Consider the following 20,062-nt stretch of genomic DNA (forward strand, 5'->3'; position numbering starts at 1 on the left):
TTCCCCAGGAATTAGTTATGATAATTGAGCGCGTGAATATTACGCTCACTATCAATTCTTGGGAATAATTATTCAGCTCTTTTGCGTAATTCTGAAGAGCTTAAAATAGTCACACCTTCATGCTCAGGCCGCATCGCCTCTGCCAGCATGACCCGCGCCACGTCTCGCGCATCAATGGATTTCCAGTTACCCGGTAGCAGACGAAACAACGGTGCAAAAAGCGTTTCGTTCATCCGCTGCTTGCTGCGATCGCCCAGCAACATCGACGGACGGGCAATGGTCAGTTTCGGCCAGTTCTGGGCGATTAACGCTTCTTCCATCTCCCCTTTGACACGGTTATAGAAAAACGGCGAGTGGGGATTGGCCCCCATAGCACTGACTACCAGCATATGCTGAGCACCCAGTCGCCGTCCGGTTAATGCGGTATCCACAACCAGCGTGTAATCGGCATGAATAAACGCTTCTTTGCTCCCCGCTTCCCGCCGCGTGGTGCCGAGACAACAAAACACAATGTCGATAGGATCAGTGACCTGTGCCAGCGCGTCGGTCAGTTGCGGATCATGGGGATTGAACACTCCTGGCATATCTCCCAACGGACGTCGCGTCGGTGCAGCAATAGCGTTAACTTTCGGTTCGTTAATCAACATCCGCAGCAGGTGACCGCCCACCAGCCCCGTTGCGCCTGTAATCAGTACCTGACTCATCTTCGCTCCTTTACAGAATTGTCTGCCTTGCGCTCCCCGGCTCATGCACCAGGCTTAATAGACCATGAGGTAATTATCCCCGATTGTGAGAAATTCGCCTCATCCAATGCAACAACGCGGAGGAAGCATGAGTAAGAAAATTGCCGTTTTAATCACTGATGAATTTGAGGATTCAGAATTTACTTCACCCGCAGACGAGTTCCGTAAAGCCGGACACGAAGTGATTACCATTGAAAAACAAGCGGGTAAAACGGTGAAAGGGAAAAAAGGAGAAGCCAGCGTGACCATCGATAAATCCATCGATGAAGTGACGCCAACCGAGTTTGATGCCCTGCTGCTACCGGGCGGTCATTCACCGGATTATCTGCGTGGCGACAACCGTTTTGTCACCTTTACCCGTGATTTTGTGAATAGCGGCAAACCGGTGTTTGCCATTTGCCACGGTCCGCAGCTGCTGATCAGCGCCGATGTCATTCGGGGACGCAAACTGACCGCGGTTAAACCGATTGTGATTGATGTTAAAAACGCGGGCGCGGAATTTTACGATCAGGAAGTCGTGGTCGATAAAGATCAGCTGGTTACCAGTCGGACACCGGACGATTTGCCCGCGTTTAACCGCGAGGCGTTACGCCTGCTCGGTGCCTGAGCTACGTAGCCAAATCATTTTTTTACCAAAGCCCAGCGTGTTGTCAGTGAATTTGATTTCATCAAGCCGGATTTCCCACACCGGCGCCGACAGCATTCTGGCAACCGGAAAGCGACGATTATACGCCTTGCGCGCAAGGTCGCTTTCCTCACCTTCCAGTCTGCGGATCTCACCTTTAAACTGCACGCCGCGAATTAACGCTACCGTTTTCGGCTGACCGTTTACCGTTCCAGCAACTGCCGCCTGCGGCCCACTCATCTGCGCGTGACGCGTTTTTTCCTCCGTCAAAATGTAGAAGGCAACTTTCTGTGCATCAAAAAGATAAAAGGCATTGGCGCACCACAATTCCCCTTCCTGCTGCACACACCAGGTGACAACATGTTGTTTTGCCAGCCAACGGCTGATGGCGGTGAGTGTTTCCATAGCTGTTCTCTTTTATACTGTGGGCCTGACCTTAACATGTGACGCAGACGATGACACCCTGGTTTCTTTACTTGATCCGTACCGCCGACAATAAGCTTTATACCGGGATCACCACGGATGTCGAACGCCGCTATCAGCAACATCAAAGCGGCAAAGGCGCAAAAGCACTGCGCGGGAAAGGAGAACTGACGCTGGCATTTTCCGCGCCAGTGGGCGACCGTTCGCTGGCACTACGGGCGGAATATCGCGTTAAACAACTGACCAAACGGCAAAAAGAACGTCTGGTAGCGGAAGGCTCAGGGTTTGCAGAGCTGATAAGCAGCCTGCAAACCCCAAAGATTAAAAGCGATTGAAGTGCTCGTGATACTCAACCAGACCGGTTACGCCGTTCAGCGCGTCATCCGCTAAACGATGTACCTGGAAGGCGCTTTCAGTGCCCGGCCAGCGGCAACGCAGATCGTGATGCGCCGCCAGTTCAAAGCCGAAACGGCTGTACAGCGCCGGATCGCCCAGCGTCACCACTGCGGCATAGCCGAACTCATTAAGCGAATCGAGTCCTTCATAGACCAGTTGGCGTGCCAGCCCCTGTCCACGGTATTTTTCATCTACCGCCAGCGGTGCCATGCCGACCCATTGTAGATCTTCGCCCTGCACATCAACCGGACTAAATGCCACATAGCCAATGACCTGACCTTCGTCATCTGTCGCCACCAGCCCCAGCGTCAGAAAGCCATCTTCACGCAGATCGTGAACCAGCTTCGCTTCCGCATCACTTTCGAATGAACGACGCAGCAGGGCATCAATACCCGGCGCATCAATGGGAATTTCTACTCGAATTAGCATGGTTCACCTACCGATGTCTGTTTGGTTTCAGGCGCGGTTTTCATTCCCGCCTCAACAAAATCCGCCAGTTGCAGCAGCATCATGCGTAAGGCTTTCGGCATTTGCTCCAGTTCAATGGCGTCCATCAGGTTTTTCACATACAGCCCCAGCTCCGTATCGCCTTCAATCACCAGCCGACGCTGGAAGAAGAGCGTATCCGGATCCTGTTTACGCGCCGCAATCATCAGCAGATCGCTGGCGTCGGCACTAAAACTCACATCAGCTTGCGCGTTCTGGCTAACGACCAGTTTGCCATTCACCACCGAGGTAAACCATTGCAGATCAATATCACGCACATGAATACTTAACCAGCGGCCTTCAAGAAACTCCAGCTCGCCATCATCCAGCGCCTGACGGAATTGCCAGCTTAAGACCTGCTCAAGAACCTGGCGTTTTAGCGCAAATGGCGTCAGTTTTACCGGTACACTCAACAGAGATGGCCCCAAATGCACAATACGGGAACGCAGTTTATCCAACACGAGTTTTACTCCCTGTTTCAACAATCATCCTATTTTGCCATATCAGAAAAATAACATAGCGGTATAAATCAACAATTCCATATGAAATTGCTGCTACCACCAATACAACTTTAACTGCCTTAAATCAAAAATTGTCGCTGCAAGGTTAACTAAAATCCCAGTTCGTTAACATTTTTGCGTTTTGATAGCGCACCCTTCAGGAAAAATTATGGAGCTGCTCTGCCCTGCCGGAAATCTCCCGGCGCTTAAGGCGGCCATCGAAAACGGCGCAGATGCTGTTTATATCGGGCTAAAAGATGATACCAATGCCCGTCACTTCGCCGGCCTTAACTTTACCGAGAAAAAATTGCAGGAAGCGGTGAGTTTTGTCCATCAACATCGCCGCAAACTTCACATCGCGATTAACACTTTTGCGCATCCGGACGGTTACGCCCGCTGGCAGCGCGCCGTGGATATGGCGGCGCAGCTGGGTGCCGACGCGCTGATCCTCGCCGACCTCGCCATGCTGGAGTACGCCGCCGAGCGATACCCGCATATTGAACGTCATGTGTCAGTGCAGGCTTCAGCAACCAATGAAGAGGCGATTCACTTTTATCATCGCCATTTTGACGTTGCCCGCGTGGTGCTGCCGCGCGTGTTATCGATTCATCAGGTGAAACAACTGGCGCGGGTCACGCCTGTACCGCTGGAAGTGTTCGCTTTCGGCAGTCTGTGCATTATGTCGGAAGGTCGTTGCTATCTGTCGTCGTATCTGACGGGTGAGTCGCCCAACACAGTGGGGGCATGTTCTCCGGCCCGTTTCGTGCGCTGGCAGCAAACGCCGCAGGGGCTGGAATCTCGCCTGAACGAAGTGCTGATCGACCGTTATCAGGACGGCGAAAACGCAGGTTATCCGACGCTGTGTAAAGGGCGTTATCTGGTGGACGGCGAGCGCTATCACGCGCTGGAAGAACCAACCAGTCTCAATACCCTTGAGCTACTGCCGGAGTTAATGGCGGCGAATATCGCTTCGGTGAAAATTGAAGGCCGCCAGCGTAGCCCGGCGTATGTCAGCCAGGTGGCAAAAGTCTGGCGTCAGGCTATCGACCATTGTAAGGCCGATCCGCAAAACTTCGTACCGCAAAGCGCGTGGATGGAGACGCTCGGGTCGATGTCCGAAGGCACGCAAACCACTCTTGGCGCGTATCACCGTAAATGGCAGTGAGAAGAGCAATGAAATATTCCTTAGGGCCGGTGCTGTGGTACTGGCCAAAAGAGACGCTGGAAGATTTTTATCAGCAGGCCGCCGCCAGCAGCGCAGACGTGATTTATCTCGGTGAAGCGGTCTGTAGCAAACGCCGGGCAACCAAAGTTGGCGACTGGCTGGAGATGGCAAAATCGCTCGCCGGAAGTGGCAAGCAGATTGTGCTCTCCACGCTGGCGCTGGTGCAGGCATCCTCCGAACTGGGCGAACTGAAACGCTATGTTGAGAACGGTGAGTTTCTGATTGAAGCCAGCGATCTTGGCGTGGTGAATATGTGCGCTGAGCGCAAACTGCCGTTCGTCGCCGGACACGCGCTGAACTGCTACAACGCGGTGACGCTGAAAATATTGCTCAAACAGGGCATGATGCGCTGGTGTATGCCGGTGGAACTTTCCCGCGACTGGCTGGTGAATCTGCTTAATCAGTGCGATGAGCTGGGCATTCGCAACCAGTTTGAAGTGGAAGTCTTGAGCTACGGTCATCTGCCGCTGGCCTACTCCGCCCGCTGCTTTACCGCGCGTTCGGAAGACCGCCCAAAAGATGAGTGTGAAACCTGCTGCATTAAGTATCCGAACGGGCGCAACGTGCTGTCGCAGGAAAACCAACAAGTGTTTGTGCTCAATGGCATTCAGACCATGAGCGGCTACGTGTACAACCTCGGTAACGAGCTGGCATCCATGCAGGGGCTGGTTGATGTGGTCCGCCTGTCACCGCAGGGTACTGACACTTTCGCTATGCTCGACGCCTTCCGCGCTAATGAAAATGGTGCTGCACCACTCCCGTTGACGGCAAACAGCGACTGTAACGGCTACTGGAGACGGCTGGCTGGGCTGGAACTGCAAGCCTAAGCAAATAGCTCACTTTGTTAACAACTTTAACTACTCTTTAATGCAGTATTAAAGATTAATCGGTAACAAAGTGAGCTGTTATGACTGATAAAACCATTGCGTTTTCGCTACTCGATCTGGCCCCCATTCCCGAAGGCTCTTCAGCGCGAGAAGCGTTCTCCCACTCTCTCGATCTCGCCCGTCTGGCTGAAAAGCACGGCTATCATCGCTACTGGCTGGCAGAACACCACAATATGACCGGTATTGCCAGTGCTGCAACATCAGTTTTGATTGGCTATCTGGCGGCGAATACCACTACGCTGCATCTGGGGTCTGGCGGCGTGATGTTACCAAACCACTCACCGTTGGTGATCGCCGAACAGTTCGGCACGCTCAATACGCTCTATCCGGGGCGAATCGATTTGGGGCTGGGCCGTGCTCCGGGTAGTGACCAGCGAACCATGATGGCTCTACGTCGTCATATGAGCGGCGATATTGATAATTTCCCCCGCGATGTCGCGGAGCTGGTGGACTGGTTTGACGCCCGCGATCCCAATCCGCATGTGCGCCCTGTACCGGGCTATGGCGAGAAAATCCCCGTGTGGTTATTAGGCTCCAGCCTTTACAGTGCACAACTGGCGGCGCAGCTTGGTCTGCCGTTCGCGTTTGCCTCACACTTCGCGCCGGATATGCTGTTCCAGGCGCTGCATCTTTATCGCAGCAACTTCAAACCGTCGGCACGGCTGGAGAAACCGTACGCGATGGTGTGCATCAATATTATCGCCGCCGACAGCAACCGCGACGCCGAATTCCTGTTTACCTCGATGCAGCAAGCCTTTGTGAAGCTGCGCCGCGGTGAAACCGGGCAACTGCCGCCACCGATTCAAAATATGGATCAGTTCTGGTCACCGTCTGAGCAGTATGGCGTGCAGCAGGCGCTGAGTATGTCGCTGGTGGGTGATAAAGCGAAAGTGCGTCATGGTTTGCAGTCGATCCTGCGCGAAACCGACGCGGATGAGATTATGGTTAACGGGCAGATTTTCGATCACCAGGCGCGCCTGCATTCGTTTGAGCTGGCGATGGATGTTAAGGAAGAGTTACTGGGATAGTGTGTTTTAACGTGGGAAGCCTTATCCGAGCTGGCAACGCTGTCCTACGTAGGCCTGATAAGCGAAGCACATCAGGCATTGTGTAGGCAGCAGAAATGTCGGATAAGGCACCGCTGATTACTGATACACCGGCAGCAAATTAAAGCTCGATAAAATATGCACCAGTGCGTTGCCAACACCAAACACCAGAATCAGTGCAATCATCGGCTTGCCGCCCCAGACACGGAATTTCGGGCTGCCAAAGCGTTTACGCGATGCGCGGGCCAACAGCGCCGGAACAATTGCAGCCCAGATGGTAGCCGCTAAGCCAGCATAACCAATGGCGTACAGGAATCCGTTCGGGAACAGCAGGCCACCCACGACAGGCGGTGCAAAGGTCAACAGTGCCGTTTTCAAGCGGCCCAGGGCAGAGTCGTCAAAACCAAACAGATCTGCCAGATAGTCAAACAAACCCAGCGTTACGCCGAGGAACGAACTCGCTACCGCAAAGTTTGAGAACACGACCAGTAGCAGATCCAGACTACGACTGTTCAGCACGCCGCTTAACGCCTGTACCAGCACATCAATATTACCGCCCTTCTCGGCGATGCCGATAAACTCCGGACGAGGGATGTTGCCCATCGTCGCCAGCAACCAGATGGTATACAGCGCCAGCGCCATCAGCGTACCGTAGACCAGGCATTTCACGATAGTTTTCGGATCTTTGCCGTAATACTTCATCAGGCTCGGCACGTTACCGTGATAACCAAATGAGGCCAGACAGAACGGCAGGGTCATCAACAGATACGGTGCATAAGACGCATTGCTTTCCGCGACGTTAAACAATGTCGCAGGCTGCACATGCCCCAGCAAACTGCCGAAAGTGAGGAAGAAGGTAATAACTTTCGCCCCCAGCACAATCGCCGTCATCCGGCTGACGGCTTTGGTGCTCAACCACACCACAAACGCCACCAGTAGCGCAAAACCAAAACCTGCAGCTCGTGCCGGAACATTCAGCGACATCTCCGCGAAGGTGTGATGCAGAATCGAACCGCTGGCAGAAATATAGGCATAGGTCAGGATATAGAGCACAAAGGCAATGGAAATGCCGTTGACCACGTTCCAGCCTTTGCCCAGCAAGTCTTTGGCGATGGTGTCAAAACTCGAACCGATTCGATAATTCAGGTTAGCTTCCAGAATCATCAAGCCGGAATGCAGCATACAGAACCAGGTAAAGATCAGCGCCGCCATTGACCAGAAGAACCACGCCCCGGACATGACCACTGGCAGAGAAAACATCCCTGCGCCAATAATGGTGCCGCCGATAATCACCACGCCGCCAAGTAGCGACGGTGACATTTGGGTGGTGGTTAGTGTTGCCATGAGGGCTTCTCTCCAGTGAAAAATAGTGCGACTGCGTTGTTATGCATTGCACTGTACCAGTACACGAGTACAAAAGACAGAAAAAAAGCCCCGATGGTTAAAATCGGGGCTGTATATATTATTTTACAGATTGTGTTCGCTGTTCAGCGATGATTACGCATCACCACCGAAACGACGACGACCAGTAGAGTCATCACGACGCGGCGCGCGGCCTTCACGACGTTCGCCGCTGAAACGACGACCATCACCACGACCACCTTCACGGCGCTCACCGCTGAAGTTACGACCGCCTTCACGACGTTCGCCACCGAAACCACGACCACCACCACGACGCTCACCACCAGTATGCGGCTGTGCATCGCCCAGCAACTGCATGTTCATCGGCTTGTTGAGAATGCGAGTACGCGTAAAGTGTTGCAGCACTTCACCCGGCATACCTTTCGGCAGTTCGATGGTGGAGTGAGAAGCAAACAGCTTGATGTTACCGATGTAACGGCTGCTGATGTCACCTTCGTTAGCAATCGCGCCAACGATATGACGAACTTCAACACCATCATCGCGGCCCACTTCAATACGGTACAGCTGCATATCGCCAACATCACGACGTTCACGACGCGGACGATCTTCACGGTCGCCACGTGGGCCACGGTCGTTACGATCGCGCGGACCACGGTCGTCACGGTCGCGGAATTCACGTTTCGGGCGCATCGGCGCATCTGGCGGAACAATCAGAGTACGTTCACCCTGTGCCATTTTCAGCAGTGCGGCGGCCAGAGTTTCGAGATCCAGCTCTTCACCTTCTGCCGTCGGCTGAATTTTGCTCAGCAGTGCACGGTATTGATCCAGATCGCTGCTTTCCAGCTGCTGCTGTACTTTAGCGGCGAATTTTTCCAGACGACGTTTGCCCAGCAGTTCTGCGTTCGGCAGTTCAACTTCCGGAATGGTCAGCTTCATGGTACGTTCAATGTTACGCAGCAGACGACGCTCACGGTTCTCAACGAACAGCAGCGCACGACCAGCACGCCCCGCACGGCCGGTACGACCAATACGGTGAACGTAAGACTCGGAATCCATCGGGATATCGTAGTTAACTACCAGGCTGATACGCTCAACGTCCAGGCCACGGGCCGCAACGTCGGTCGCAATCAGGATATCCAGACGACCATCTTTCAGGCGTTCCAGCGTCTGCTCACGCAGCGCCTGGTTCATGTCACCGTTCAGTGCAGCGCTGTTGTAGCCGTTACGCTCAAGAGCTTCTGCCACTTCCAAAGTCGCGTTTTTAGTACGAACGAAGATAATCGCCGCATCAAAATCTTCCGCTTCCAGGAAACGTACCAGTGCTTCGTTTTTACGCATCCCCCACACAGTCCAGTAGCTCTGGCTGATGTCAGGACGGGTAGTCACGCTGGACTGAATGCGCACTTCCTGCGGCTCTTTCATAAAGCGGCGGGTAATACGTCGAATCGCTTCCGGCATAGTTGCAGAGAACAGAGCGGTCTGATGACCTTCCGGGATCTGCGCCATAATGGTTTCAACGTCTTCGATGAAGCCCATGCGCAGCATTTCGTCAGCTTCATCCAGAACCAGACCGCTCAGTTTAGAGAGGTCCAGAGTGCCACGTTTCAGGTGGTCCAGCAGACGGCCAGGAGTACCGACAACGATCTGCGGCCCCTGACGCAGGGCGCGTAATTGCACGTCATAACGCTGGCCGCCGTACAGGGCAACCACGTTTACGCCGCGCATGTGTTTAGAGAAATCCGTCATTGCCTCAGCAACCTGTACCGCCAGTTCGCGGGTCGGTGCCAGCACCAGAATCTGTGGCGCTTTCAGCTCAGGATCAAGATTTTGCAGCAGAGGTAAAGAGAATGCTGCCGTTTTTCCGCTCCCCGTCTGGGCCATACCCAGAACGTCGCGGCCATTCAGCAGATGTGGAATACACTCTGCCTGAATTGGAGATGGTTTTTCGTAACCCAGATCGTTAAGGGCTTCAAGGATAGGAGCCTTCAGGCCCAGATCTGCAAAAGTGGTTTCGAATTCAGCCATGTAGTACGTGTGCCTCAAAATTAATGGCGGCCAGTCTACATAACTCATCATGAAATTGATCAGCAATTTTCATTGAAAAGTGTGAACCGGCTCAAAGTAGGTGTATTAACGAACAACAACGCCCTCACCCGTTAAGGTGATGGCAATCAAAAAAGATTACGGGCTGATGTGTACGTCAGCTATTGCTGGTCCGATTCTGCCAGGTCATCTTGGTCCTGGCCCAGGAGCGATAATTCCAACAATGCGTATCGGTGCTCAACAAAGTTATGAACGTTGTTGGCAACCGCCAGTTTGAACAGTGCCGTGGCGCTGTCCAAATCCCCCAGACTTAGGTAGTACTTACCTAAATAGAAGTTGGTTTCACTGAGATGCTCAGCGAGCGAGGTGTTATCCGTTGCGTCCGCCTTGAGCCTTTCCATTAACGTTTGTTCGCTAATGTTGCCCAGGTAGAACTCGACAATGTTCCATCCCCACTGCTCCTTATCCGATTTTTCGAAGTGCTGTTTTAACACTTCTTTAGCCTGCTTCTCATCGAGCTTCTGCTCGGCGAGATAAAGCCACAGACTACGGAAAGGATCATTGGGATCGTCTTGATAAAACGCCAGCAGATCATCTTGCGCTAACTTGTCACGACCGCCGTAATATAATGCGATCCCGCGATTCAAGTGCGCGTAGTTGTAAGTTGGATCAAGCTCAAGTACAGAATCAAACGCTTCATAGGCAGCATCAAAATTGCCTGCCTGCGTTAAATATATGCCTAAGTAATTGAATACTTCAGGCATATCCGGTCGGATTGCCAGCGCTTGCGAAAAATCGTTACGCGCTAATGCCCTCAGACCGAGACTATCATACAACACTCCGCGCTCATATAAAAGCTGTGCGCGTTCGTCATCGGTTAAAGCCCGACTGGCAAGGATTTGTTCCATACGTGCCAGAATCACTTCCTGCTGTAAAGTCGGTTGCAATGGTACCGCGAGGACTTCACTTTTACGCCAGGAAGTATTACTGCATCCTGCAAGCGTAAGTGCTGTCGCAACGAAACACCAGCGCAAAAAAGGCTTCATTTCCCACTCCCGAAGACCACGGTTGAATGAACGTCCTGTTCCCGGTTGCTAACAAGGCGTCCTGCCCGGTTAAAAGCCCCCCGCCGCAGCGGAGGGCAAATGGCAACCTTACTCGCCCTGTTCAGCAGCCGGAGCTTCCGGTGCTGCAGCAGGTTGAGACTGCTCAGTCGCTTCTTTAATGCTCAGACGGATACGGCCCTGGCGATCGACTTCCAGAACTTTCACCGGTACTTCCTGACCCATCTGCAGGTAGTCGGTCACTTTCTCAACACGCTTGTCGGCGATTTGAGAGATGTGGACCAGACCTTCTTTACCGCCGCCGATGGCAACAAACGCGCCAAAGTCAACGATACGGGTCACTTTACCATTGTAGACGCGACCCACTTCGATTTCTGCAGTGATCTCTTCGATACGACGAATAGCGTTTTTCGCCTTCTCGCCGTCGGTCGCTGCGATCTTCACAGTACCGTCATCTTCGATTTCGATGGTGGTGCCAGTTTCTTCGGTCAGGGCACGGATAACAGAACCGCCTTTACCGATAACGTCTTTGATCTTGTCCGGATTGATCTTGATGGTATGGATACGCGGTGCAAACTCAGAGATATCACCACGCGGCGCGTTGATCGCCTGCTCCATGACGCCCAGGATATGCAGACGCGCACCTTTAGCTTGGTTCAGCGCAACCTGCATGATCTCTTTGGTGATACCTTCAATTTTGATATCCATCTGCAGTGCAGAGATACCGTCGCGGGAACCCGCAACTTTGAAGTCCATATCGCCCAGGTGATCTTCGTCGCCCAAAATGTCAGACAGTACAACGTAGTTGTCGCCTTCTTTCACCAGACCCATTGCGATACCCGCAACAGCAGCTTTGATTGGCACACCTGCGTCCATCAGCGCCAGAGACGCACCGCACACGGAAGCCATAGAAGAAGAACCGTTGGATTCTGTAATTTCAGACACTACACGTACGGTGTACGGGAATTTGTCCATATCCGGCATTACTGCCAGCACGCCGCGCTTCGCCAGACGACCGTGACCAATTTCACGACGCTTCGGAGAACCGACCATGCCAGTTTCACCTACGGAATACGGAGGGAAGTTGTAGTGGAACAGGAAGGTGTCAGTACGTTCGCCCATCAGTTCATCAAGAACCTGTGCGTCACGTGCAGTACCCAGCGTTGCGGTAACCAGTGCCTGCGTTTCACCACGGGTGAACAACGCAGAACCGTGAGTACGCGGCAGCACGCCAGTACGCACATCCAGACCACGGATCATATCTTTTTCACGACCGTCGATACGCGGTTCGCCTGCCAGTACGCGGCTACGAACAACATTTTTCTCGATAGCGTGCAGAATTTCACCCAGTTCGTTTTCGTCCAGGGTTTCGTCTTCAGCAAGCAGCGTCGCGATGGTTTCAGATTTGATGACATCAACCTGCGCATAACGCTCTTGTTTGTCGGTGATGCGATAAGCATCGCTCAGACGAGCTTCAGCCAGCGCAGCAACGCGCGCGTTCAGCGCTTCGTTTACCGGCTCCGGCTGCCAATCCCAACGCGGTTTACCGGCTTCTTTCACCAGTTCATTGATGTTCTGAATAACAACCTGCTGTTGTTCATGACCGAACACCACTGCGCCCAGCATCTGGTCTTCGCTCAGCAGTTCAGCTTCAGATTCAACCATCAGCACGGCAGCTTCTGTACCGGCAACAACCAGGTCCAGTTTGCTCTCTTTCAGCTCGTCCTGAGTCGGGTTCAGTACGTACTGGTCATTGATGTAACCTACGCGGGCAGCACCAATCGGACCATTGAACGGAATACCAGACAGAGAAAGTGCTGCGGAAGCACCAATCATCGCAACGATATCCGGGTTAACCTGCGGGTTAACAGAAACCACGGTGGCGATAACCTGAACTTCGTTGACGAAGCCTTCCGGGAACAGCGGGCGAATCGGGCGGTCAATCAGACGCGCAATCAAGGTTTCGCCTTCGCTTGGGCGGCCTTCACGACGGAAGAAGCTACCAGGGATACGACCAGCAGCGTAGGTACGCTCCTGATAGTTAACGGTCAGCGGGAAGAAGTCCTGACCTGGTTTGGCTTTTTTCTGACCAACAACGGTAACGAATACCGCGGTGTCATCCATGCTAACCATAACAGCGGCAGTAGCCTGACGAGCCATCATGCCGGTTTCCAGAGTCACGGTGTGTTGGCCGTACTGGAATTTACGAACGATCGGATTAAGCAATGTAATATCCTTTCTCTTTCTTAGACAGCACCTTACGGCACTGGTGTTAATACCCGATCTTCTGCGCATCCTCGCGACTAATGACAACCCTAACCCAGCCCAATGTGGGTAAAGCCTCTCATTAGCCGCGCGAACCTCTGCAACGGAAGATCATTCATAGCAACAATACATTAGTTTCCAGTGAATTGCTGCCGTCAGTTTGAAAAAAGGGGCCACTCAGGCCCCTTTTCTGAAACTCGCAAGAATTAGCGACGCAGACCCAGGCGCTCGATGAGCTGGGTGTAACGTGCTACGTCTTTACGTTTCAGGTAGTCGAGCAATTTACGACGCTGAGAAACCATGCGCAGCAGACCACGACGGCTGTGGTGATCTTTTTTGTGCTCTGCAAAGTGGCCCTGCAGGTGGTTGATCTGTGCAGTCAGCAGTGCTACCTGAACTTCGGTAGAACCGGTGTCGTTTGCGTCACGGCCAAACTCAGAAACGATTTTAGCTGTTGCTTCAGTACTTAGAGACATTTTAAAACTCCAAAGTATATAGAATGAAAGGACGCCGATCTCTAATTCAGCGATCCCAGTGTACGTTACGCAAAGTGTTAAACAATTTACGCGACGTTAAGCGGCAGTATTCTACTCGTAGCGACTTGTTATCGCAAGACGGTTAACATTACGCCGGGTATTCAACCACCAGGCGACGAGGCGCAACGCGGCCTTCATCGTCAATTTCGCCCATACCGATAAACTTGCCGTTCTCACCTTCTGTAACGCGAACCAGTCCTTCCAGCGGCGCACCGGATGTACGAACCGGGTTACCATTTTTGAAGTAAACAGAAGACGTTAACGGAAGATTCACCACCGGATAGTCCGAAGCTGGACTGTCCATTGGCATCAGTAATGGATCAAGTAACTCCGCTGCCGGAATATCCTGCTGTTCGGCTTGCTCAACCCGTTCACGCAGATGTTCCAGAGTCACCATCCGTTCAACCGGATATTTACTTACAGCCAGACGACGCAGGTAAATAACATGCGCGCCACAGCCGAGTTTTTCGCCGAGATCGTCAATGATAGTGCGGATATAGGTGCCTTTTGAGCAGTGAATTTCCAGCTCCAGTTCATTGCCTTCGTGGCGAATAAACAGCAATTCATAAACGGTAATCGGGCGTGCTTCACGCGGGACTTCAATTCCCTGACGCGCATATTCGTACAGTTTTTTGCCCTGGTATTTCAGTGCTGAATACATCGAAGGGATCTGTTCGATATCACCACGGAAAGTATCCAGTGCCGCCGCCAGTTGCTCTGCACTAAAGGTTACCGGACGTTCTTCAACGATTTGTCCGTCAGCGTCAGAAGTATCAGTACGCTGTCCAAGACGCGCAATCACCCGATAGCGTTTGTCGGAGTCCAGCAGATACTGGGAAAACTTCGTCGCTTCTCCGAGGCAAATCGGCAACATGCCGGTCGCCAGCGGGTCCAGCGCACCGGTATGCCCGGCACGATTAGCGTTATAAATCCGTTTCACTTTTTGCAGTGCATCGTTGCTGGACATACCCTGTGGTTTATCCAGCAACAAAACGCCGTTAATGTCGCGACCGCGACGACGAGGACGACTCATTAGTCCTCCTTGCTGTCGTCCGGATTAACACGACGTTCTTCGTCATGTTTGACCACGCTGGTCACCAGGTTTGACATACGCATCCCTTCAACCAGCGAGTTGTCGTAGAAGAAGGTCAGTTCCGGCACGATACGCAGACGCATCGCTTTCCCCAGCAGGCTGCGGATGAAACCAGAGGCTTCTTGTAACGCTTTGATGCCCGCTTTAACCGCATCTTCATCTTTGTCGTTAAGGAACGTCACATATACTTTTGCATACGCCAGGTCACGAGACATTTCGACACCGGAAACGGTGGTCATCATGCCCAGACGAGGATCTTTAATTTCGCGTTGCAGGATGAGAGCGATCTCTTTTTGCATTTCCTGCGCTACGCGCTGCGGGCGACCAAATTCTTTCGCCATAATAAATTCTCCTGACAAAAAAGGGGCTGTTAGCCCCTTTTTAAAATTAATTTCAGGTGGAAGGGCTGTTCACGTAGCCTGATAAGACGCGCCAGCGTCGCATCAGGCAATCCATGCCGGATGCGGCGTAAACGCCTTATCCCGCATAGAACCCTAAAAACCTTAAGCGATGGTACGTTGGATCTCGATGATTTCGAATACTTCGATCACATCGCCAGTGCGGACGTCGTTGTAGTTCTTAACGCCGATACCACATTCCATACCGTTACGGACTTCGTTAACGTCATCTTTGAAGCGGCGCAGGGACTCCAGCTCGCCTTCGTAGATAACCACGTTGTCGCGCAGAACGCGGATCGGGTTGTGACGTTTAACCACACCTTCAGTAACCATACAACCTGCGATGGCACCAAATTTCGGTGATTTGAACACATCACGAACTTCCGCCAGACCGATAATCTGCTGTTTCAGTTCCGGAGACAGCATACCGCTCATCGCCGCTTTCACTTCGTCGATCAGGTTATAGATGACGGAGTAGTAACGCAGATCCAGGCTTTCCGCTTCAATCACTTTACGTGCAGAGGCATCAGCACGTACGTTGAAGCCAACCAGGATGGCGTTGGACGCCGCAGCCAGGGTAGCGTCGGTTTCGGTGATACCACCTACGCCAGAACCGATGATCTTCACTTTAACTTCGTCAGTAGACAGTTTCAGCAAGGAGTCGGAGATCGCTTCCACGGAACCCTGAACGTCTGCCTTCAGAACGATGTTCACTTCGTGAACTTCGCCTTCGGTCATGTTAGCGAACATGTTCTCGAGTTTCGATTTCTGCTGACGTGCCAGTTTAACTTCACGGAATTTGCCCTGACGATACAGTGCAACTTCACGTGCTTTCTTCTCGTCACGCACTACGGTAACTTCGTCACCCGCTGCCGGAACACCGGACAAGCCAAGGATTTCTACTGGAATGGACGGACCTGCTTCCAGCACTTCCTGACCCATTTCGTTACGCATTGCGCGAACACGACCGTATTCGAAACCACACAGAACGATGTCGCCCTTGTGCAGAGTACCTTCACGTACCAGAACAGTAGCAACCGGACCACGACCTTTATCGAGGAAGGATTCGATAACCGCACCGCTCGCCATACCTTTACGTACCGCTTTCAGTTCCAGAACTTCTGCCTGCAACAGGATAGCGTCCAGCAGTTCATCGATACCGGTACCTGCTTTCGCAGACACATGTACGAACTGGCTTTCACCGCCCCACTCTTCCGGCAGGATGCCGTACTGAGAGAGTTCGTTCTTAACGCGATCTGGATCGGCTTCTGGTTTGTCGATCTTGTTCACTGCAACCACAACCGGCACGCCTGCCGCTTTCGCGTGCTGAATTGCTTCGATGGTCTGCGGCATTACGCCGTCGTCGGCAGCAACAACCAGGACTACGATGTCCGTTGCCTGCGCACCACGTGCACGCATTGAAGTAAACGCGGCGTGCCCCGGGGTGTCCAGGAAGGTGATCATGCCGTTTTCAGTTTCAACGTGGTATGCACCAATGTGCTGGGTAATGCCGCCCGCTTCGCCAGAGGCCACTTTCGTTGAACGAATGTAGTCCAGCAAAGAGGTTTTACCGTGGTCAACGTGACCCATGATGGTCACAACCGGCGCGCGCGGTTCAGCCGCAGCACCTGTGTCACGGTCGCTCATTACCGCTTCTTCCAGCTCGTTTTCACGACGCAGGATAACCTTGTGGCCCATCTCTTCAGCAACCAGCTGTGCGGTTTCCTGATCGATAACCTGGTTGATGGTTGCCATTGCGCCCAGTTTCATCATCGCTTTGATGACCTGAGAACCTTTAACCGCCATCTTGTTCGCCAGTTCGCCAACGGTGATGGTTTCGCCAATCACAACGTCACGGTTAACGGCCTGAGCTGGCTTCTGGAAGCCTTGCTGCAGCGAAGAACCTTTACGTTTTCCGCCTTTACCGCCACGTACTGCTGCGCGTGCTTCTTCACGATCAGCTTTTGATTCAGAGTGTTTGTTGCCTTTCTTCGGACGCGCTGCTTTCGCGTTACGACCACGGCCACGGCCGCCTTCGACTTCACGATCGCTTTCGTCTTCTGCCTGGCGAGCATGTTGAGAAGTAGTAACGTGATAATCGCTGGAATCTTCAGTCGGTTCCGCGTTATCAGTCCATTTGTTTTCTTCCGCCATACGACGTGCTTCTTCAGCAACGCGACGTGCTTCTTCTTCGAGTTTACGACGCGCTTCTTCTTCAGCTTTACGCTTGAGCTCTGCAGCTTCCTGCTCACGGCGGGCTTTTTCAGCCTGGGCGTTTTTAGTCATATCGTCTTGTTGATTGCTCACTTTGTCTTTTTCCGCAGCTTCACGTTTCGCTTGTTCAGCGGCTTCACGCTTAGCTTGTTCTGCGGCCTCACGTTCAGCTTTTTGTTGCGCCTCGCGTTTGGCCGATTCTTCTGCCTCACGACGGGCTTGCTCTTCCGCTTCACGCTGCGCCTGCTCTTCCGCAGCAAGGCGTTCAGCCTCTTGCGGATCGCGTTTCACAAAGGTGCGTTTCTTGCGGACTTCGATTTGTACCGATTTGCTTTTTCCACCGGTACCAGGAATGTTAAGGGTGCTGCGGGTTTTACGTTGCAGCGTTAATTTGTCCGGGCCTGAATTTTTCTGATTCAGGTGGTCAATTAAAGTCTGTTTCTCTTGTGCGGACACAGAGTCGTCAGCAGACTTCCGGATACCTGCATCAGCAAATTGCTGTACCAGGCGTTCCACGGAGGTCTGTCGCTCTGCGGCCAGCGTTTTAATCGTTACATCTGTCATGCTGTTCCTTCCTGCTACAGTTTATTACGCTTCGTCACCGAACCAGCAAATATTACGGGCAGCCATAATCAGTGCTCCGGCTTTTTCGTCGGTCAACCCTTCGATATCAGCCAGATCATCAATGCCCTGTTCGGCGAGATCTTCCAGCGTACAAACGCCACGGGCGGCCAGTTTGAATGCCAAATCACGATCTATCCCTTCAAGGTTCAGCAGATCGTCAGCCGGTTTGTTATCACCGAGGCTTTCTTCCTGGGCCTGTGCAATGGTGGCCAGTGCATTTTTAGCACGCTCGCGCAGTGCTTCAACGGTCGGCTCATCAAGGCCTTCGATTTCCAACAGCTCTTTCATCGGCACATAGGCCAGTTCTTCCAGCGTCGAGAAGCCTTCTTCTACCAGGACAGTCGCAAAGTCTTCGTCGATGTCGAGATATTTGGTGAAGGTGTCGATCGCTGCGTGCGCTTCTGCCTGATGCTTAGCCTGCAGGTCGTAAACGGTCATCACGTTGAGTTCCCAACCGCTCAGCTGCGAAGCCAGACGCACGTTCTGACCGTTACGGCCAATCGCCTGCGCCAGATTACCGGCTTCAACGGCGATATCCATGGTGTGTTTATCTTCATCCACCACGATAGAAGCAACATCTGCCGGTGCCATTGCGTTAATCACGAACTGCGCCGGGTTATCATCCCACAGGACGATATCGATACGTTCGCCGCCCAGTTCAGTAGAAACTGCCTGAACACGCGCGCCACGCATACCTACGCAAGCACCTACCGGATCGATACGTTTATCGTTGGTTTTCACCGCGATTTTCGCACGAGAACCCGGGTCGCGAGCCGCTGCTTTAATTTCAATCACTTCTTCGCCGATTTCCGGCACTTCAATGCGGAACAGTTCGATCAGCATTTCCGGCTTGGAACGGGTGACGAACAATTGCGCGCCACGCGCTTCCGGGCGAACGGAATAGAGCACGCCACGAACGCGGTCGCCAGGGCGGAAGTTTTCACGCGGCAGCATATCTTCACGCAGGATCACGGCTTCAGCGTTGTTGCCCAGATCCAGAGAGATGTTGTCGCGGTTCACTTTTTTCACCACGCCGGTGATGATTTCACCTTCGTGTTCACGGAATTGATCAACCACCATCGCACGTTCGGCTTCACGCACTTTCTGCACAATAACCTGTTTTGCCGTCTGGGTGGTGATACGGTCAAAGGTAACAGACTCAATCTGATCTTCAACGTAATCGCCCAGATTCAGGCTTTCATCTTCAAAGCGCGCAGCTTCAAGAGTGATTTCTTTCGTTGGCTGGGTGACTTCATCAACTACCAGCCAGCGACGGAAGGTGTCAAAATCACCGCTTTTGCGATCGATCTGTACGCGAACGTCGATCTCTTGTTCGTATTTTTTCTTGGTTGCTGTAGCCAGCGCGCTTTCCAACGCTTCGAAAATTTTCTCGCGAGGCAGCGCCTTTTCATTGGAGACGGCTTCAACTACAGCCAAAATTTCTTTGTTCATCGCGGGCTTTTCACCTCATCCAGACTATTAAAAGTGGGGAACCAGGTTCGCCTTCTGGATATTACTCAGCGCGAACACTTCATCTTTACCTTCGACGGTAACTGTGATCATTTCACCGTCTACCGCTTTGATAACGCCCTGCCATTTACGACGGTTTTGTACCGCCATACGGAGAACCAGAGTCACCTCTTCTCCGACGAAACGGGCGTAGTGTTCAGCCGTGAACAGTGGGCGATCGAGACCCGGTGAGGAGACTTCCAGGTTATAAGCAACGGTGATGGGATCTTCGACATCCAGCACAGCACTTACCTGGTGGCTCACATCAGCACAATCATCAACATTGATGCCATCTTCACTATCAATATAGATGCGCAGTGTGGATGTGCGACCGCGAATAAACTCGATGCCAACCAGTTCAAAACCCAGGGCCTCAACTGGCGCAGTAATCATCTCTGTTAATTTTTGCTCTAATGTGGACAAGCCCACCCCCAAGACATAAAAAAAGGGCCTAAAGCCCAGTTATTCTGTAGTCAGATAACAAAAAACCCCGATAAATCGGGGCTTTATATAACTGAACCCTATAACCGCAACTGCGGTCTGGAGCACTTTCCAGAAGGATTTTTTCAAATCCCACTACGAAGGCCGAAGTCTTCACAGTATATTTGAAAAAGGACTCTAAG

20 protein-coding genes are annotated in these 20,062 nt (G+C 52.6%); 5 read left to right on the plus strand and 15 right to left on the minus strand.

Going from position 1 to position 20,062, the window contains the following annotated elements; translation table 11 throughout:
• Positions 1–68 precede the first annotated feature (68 nt).
• Positions 69–704, minus strand: a complete 636-nt coding sequence (locus FQZ95_RS07000; RefSeq protein ID WP_001352912.1) for an NAD(P)H-binding protein — start codon at positions 702–704, stop codon at positions 69–71.
• A gap of 127 nt (positions 705–831) precedes the next feature.
• On the opposite strand from FQZ95_RS07000, the gene yhbO reads away from it, so the two are divergent.
• On the plus strand, positions 832–1,350 hold the full coding sequence (gene yhbO / locus FQZ95_RS07005; protein ID WP_160530040.1) for a protein/nucleic acid deglycase: 519 nt from the start codon (positions 832–834) through the stop codon (positions 1,348–1,350).
• Here yhbO and FQZ95_RS07010 read toward each other — a convergent pair.
• A complete protein-coding gene (locus tag FQZ95_RS07010; RefSeq protein ID WP_000449454.1) occupies positions 1,330–1,773 on the minus strand; it encodes a YhbP family protein in 444 nt (147 codons plus the stop codon). The genes yhbO and FQZ95_RS07010 overlap by 21 nt on opposite strands.
• Positions 1,774–1,823: 50 nt before the next feature.
• On the opposite strand from FQZ95_RS07010, the gene yhbQ reads away from it, so the two are divergent.
• Complete coding sequence (gene yhbQ, locus FQZ95_RS07015) at positions 1,824–2,126, plus strand: DNA damage response exodeoxyribonuclease YhbQ (RefSeq protein ID WP_032303838.1); 303 nt, start codon at positions 1,824–1,826, stop codon at positions 2,124–2,126.
• Here the strand turns inward: yhbQ and FQZ95_RS07020 are convergent.
• Positions 2,113–2,616, minus strand: a complete 504-nt coding sequence (locus FQZ95_RS07020) for a GNAT family N-acetyltransferase (protein WP_000908554.1) — start codon at positions 2,614–2,616, stop codon at positions 2,113–2,115. The two genes, yhbQ and FQZ95_RS07020, sit on opposite strands and share 14 nt — an antisense overlap.
• Positions 2,610–3,134, minus strand: a complete 525-nt coding sequence (ubiT, locus tag FQZ95_RS07025) for a ubiquinone anaerobic biosynthesis accessory factor UbiT (RefSeq protein ID WP_001295552.1) — start codon at positions 3,132–3,134, stop codon at positions 2,610–2,612. The genes FQZ95_RS07020 and ubiT overlap by 7 nt, the downstream gene beginning before the upstream one ends.
• Before the next feature lie 208 nt (positions 3,135–3,342).
• On the opposite strand from ubiT, the gene ubiU reads away from it, so the two are divergent.
• The 3 genes from ubiU (at position 3,343) to FQZ95_RS07040 (ending at position 6,313) form a co-directional block, all read left to right on the plus strand.
• Positions 3,343–4,338, plus strand: coding sequence for a ubiquinone anaerobic biosynthesis protein UbiU (gene ubiU / locus FQZ95_RS07030; protein ID WP_160530041.1), 996 nt, complete (start codon positions 3,343–3,345; stop codon positions 4,336–4,338).
• Positions 4,339–4,346: 8 nt separating this feature from the next.
• Positions 4,347–5,225, plus strand: a complete 879-nt coding sequence (locus FQZ95_RS07035) for a U32 family peptidase (RefSeq protein ID WP_001296442.1) — start codon at positions 4,347–4,349, stop codon at positions 5,223–5,225.
• 80 nt (positions 5,226–5,305) lie between these two features.
• Positions 5,306–6,313 carry a luciferase-like monooxygenase gene (locus tag FQZ95_RS07040; RefSeq protein ID WP_046081284.1) on the plus strand — a complete coding sequence of 336 codons (1,008 nt, stop codon included), beginning with the start codon at positions 5,306–5,308 and terminating at the stop codon, positions 6,311–6,313.
• A 117-nt stretch (positions 6,314–6,430) separates the two neighbouring features.
• Here FQZ95_RS07040 and mtr read toward each other — a convergent pair whose 3' ends face one another.
• From mtr to rimP, 11 genes are all read right to left on the minus strand, one after another.
• Positions 6,431–7,675, minus strand: coding sequence for a tryptophan permease (gene mtr, locus FQZ95_RS07045; protein ID WP_160530042.1), 1,245 nt, complete (start codon positions 7,673–7,675; stop codon positions 6,431–6,433).
• Positions 7,676–7,828: 153 nt separating this feature from the next.
• The gene (gene deaD, locus FQZ95_RS07050) at positions 7,829–9,718 is read right to left on the minus strand and encodes an ATP-dependent RNA helicase DeaD (protein ID WP_001295553.1); all 1,890 of its coding nucleotides are present in this window, start codon (positions 9,716–9,718) and stop codon (positions 7,829–7,831) included.
• Positions 9,711–9,791 (minus strand): protein YrbN, encoded by an 81-nt coding sequence (gene yrbN / locus FQZ95_RS07055; protein WP_010723222.1) that lies wholly within the window; start codon positions 9,789–9,791, stop codon positions 9,711–9,713. Before yrbN ends, deaD begins: the two co-directional genes overlap by 8 nt.
• 106 nt (positions 9,792–9,897) lie before the next feature.
• A complete protein-coding gene (gene nlpI / locus FQZ95_RS07060; RefSeq protein WP_000802080.1) occupies positions 9,898–10,782 on the minus strand; it encodes a lipoprotein NlpI in 885 nt (294 codons plus the stop codon).
• A gap of 108 nt (positions 10,783–10,890) precedes the next feature.
• Positions 10,891–13,026, minus strand: coding sequence for a polyribonucleotide nucleotidyltransferase (gene pnp, locus FQZ95_RS07065; protein ID WP_001296445.1), 2,136 nt, complete (start codon positions 13,024–13,026; stop codon positions 10,891–10,893).
• A 245-nt stretch (positions 13,027–13,271) separates the two neighbouring features.
• Positions 13,272–13,541, minus strand: a complete 270-nt coding sequence (rpsO, locus tag FQZ95_RS07070; protein WP_000059466.1) for a 30S ribosomal protein S15 — start codon at positions 13,539–13,541, stop codon at positions 13,272–13,274.
• Between the two features lie 148 nt (positions 13,542–13,689).
• Positions 13,690–14,634 carry a tRNA pseudouridine(55) synthase TruB gene (gene truB, locus FQZ95_RS07075; RefSeq protein ID WP_046081278.1) on the minus strand — a complete coding sequence of 315 codons (945 nt, stop codon included), beginning with the start codon at positions 14,632–14,634 and terminating at the stop codon, positions 13,690–13,692.
• Complete coding sequence (gene rbfA, locus FQZ95_RS07080) at positions 14,634–15,035, minus strand: 30S ribosome-binding factor RbfA (protein ID WP_001040205.1); 402 nt, start codon at positions 15,033–15,035, stop codon at positions 14,634–14,636. Before rbfA ends, truB begins: the two co-directional genes overlap by 1 nt.
• 162 nt (positions 15,036–15,197) lie before the next feature.
• Positions 15,198–17,870 carry a translation initiation factor IF-2 gene (gene infB / locus FQZ95_RS07085; RefSeq protein WP_000133052.1) on the minus strand — a complete coding sequence of 891 codons (2,673 nt, stop codon included), beginning with the start codon at positions 17,868–17,870 and terminating at the stop codon, positions 15,198–15,200.
• A gap of 24 nt (positions 17,871–17,894) precedes the next feature.
• Positions 17,895–19,382, minus strand: coding sequence for a transcription termination factor NusA (gene nusA / locus FQZ95_RS07090; protein WP_160530043.1), 1,488 nt, complete (start codon positions 19,380–19,382; stop codon positions 17,895–17,897).
• Positions 19,383–19,409: 27 nt separating this feature from the next.
• Positions 19,410–19,862, minus strand: coding sequence for a ribosome maturation factor RimP (gene rimP / locus FQZ95_RS07095; protein ID WP_001300397.1), 453 nt, complete (start codon positions 19,860–19,862; stop codon positions 19,410–19,412).
• Positions 19,863–20,062: the final 200 nt, after the last annotated feature.

Origin of the sequence: Escherichia sp. HH41S (assembly GCF_009820115.1) — a bacterium.
GTDB classification, from domain to species: Bacteria; Pseudomonadota; Gammaproteobacteria; order Enterobacterales; family Enterobacteriaceae; genus Escherichia; species Escherichia coli_F.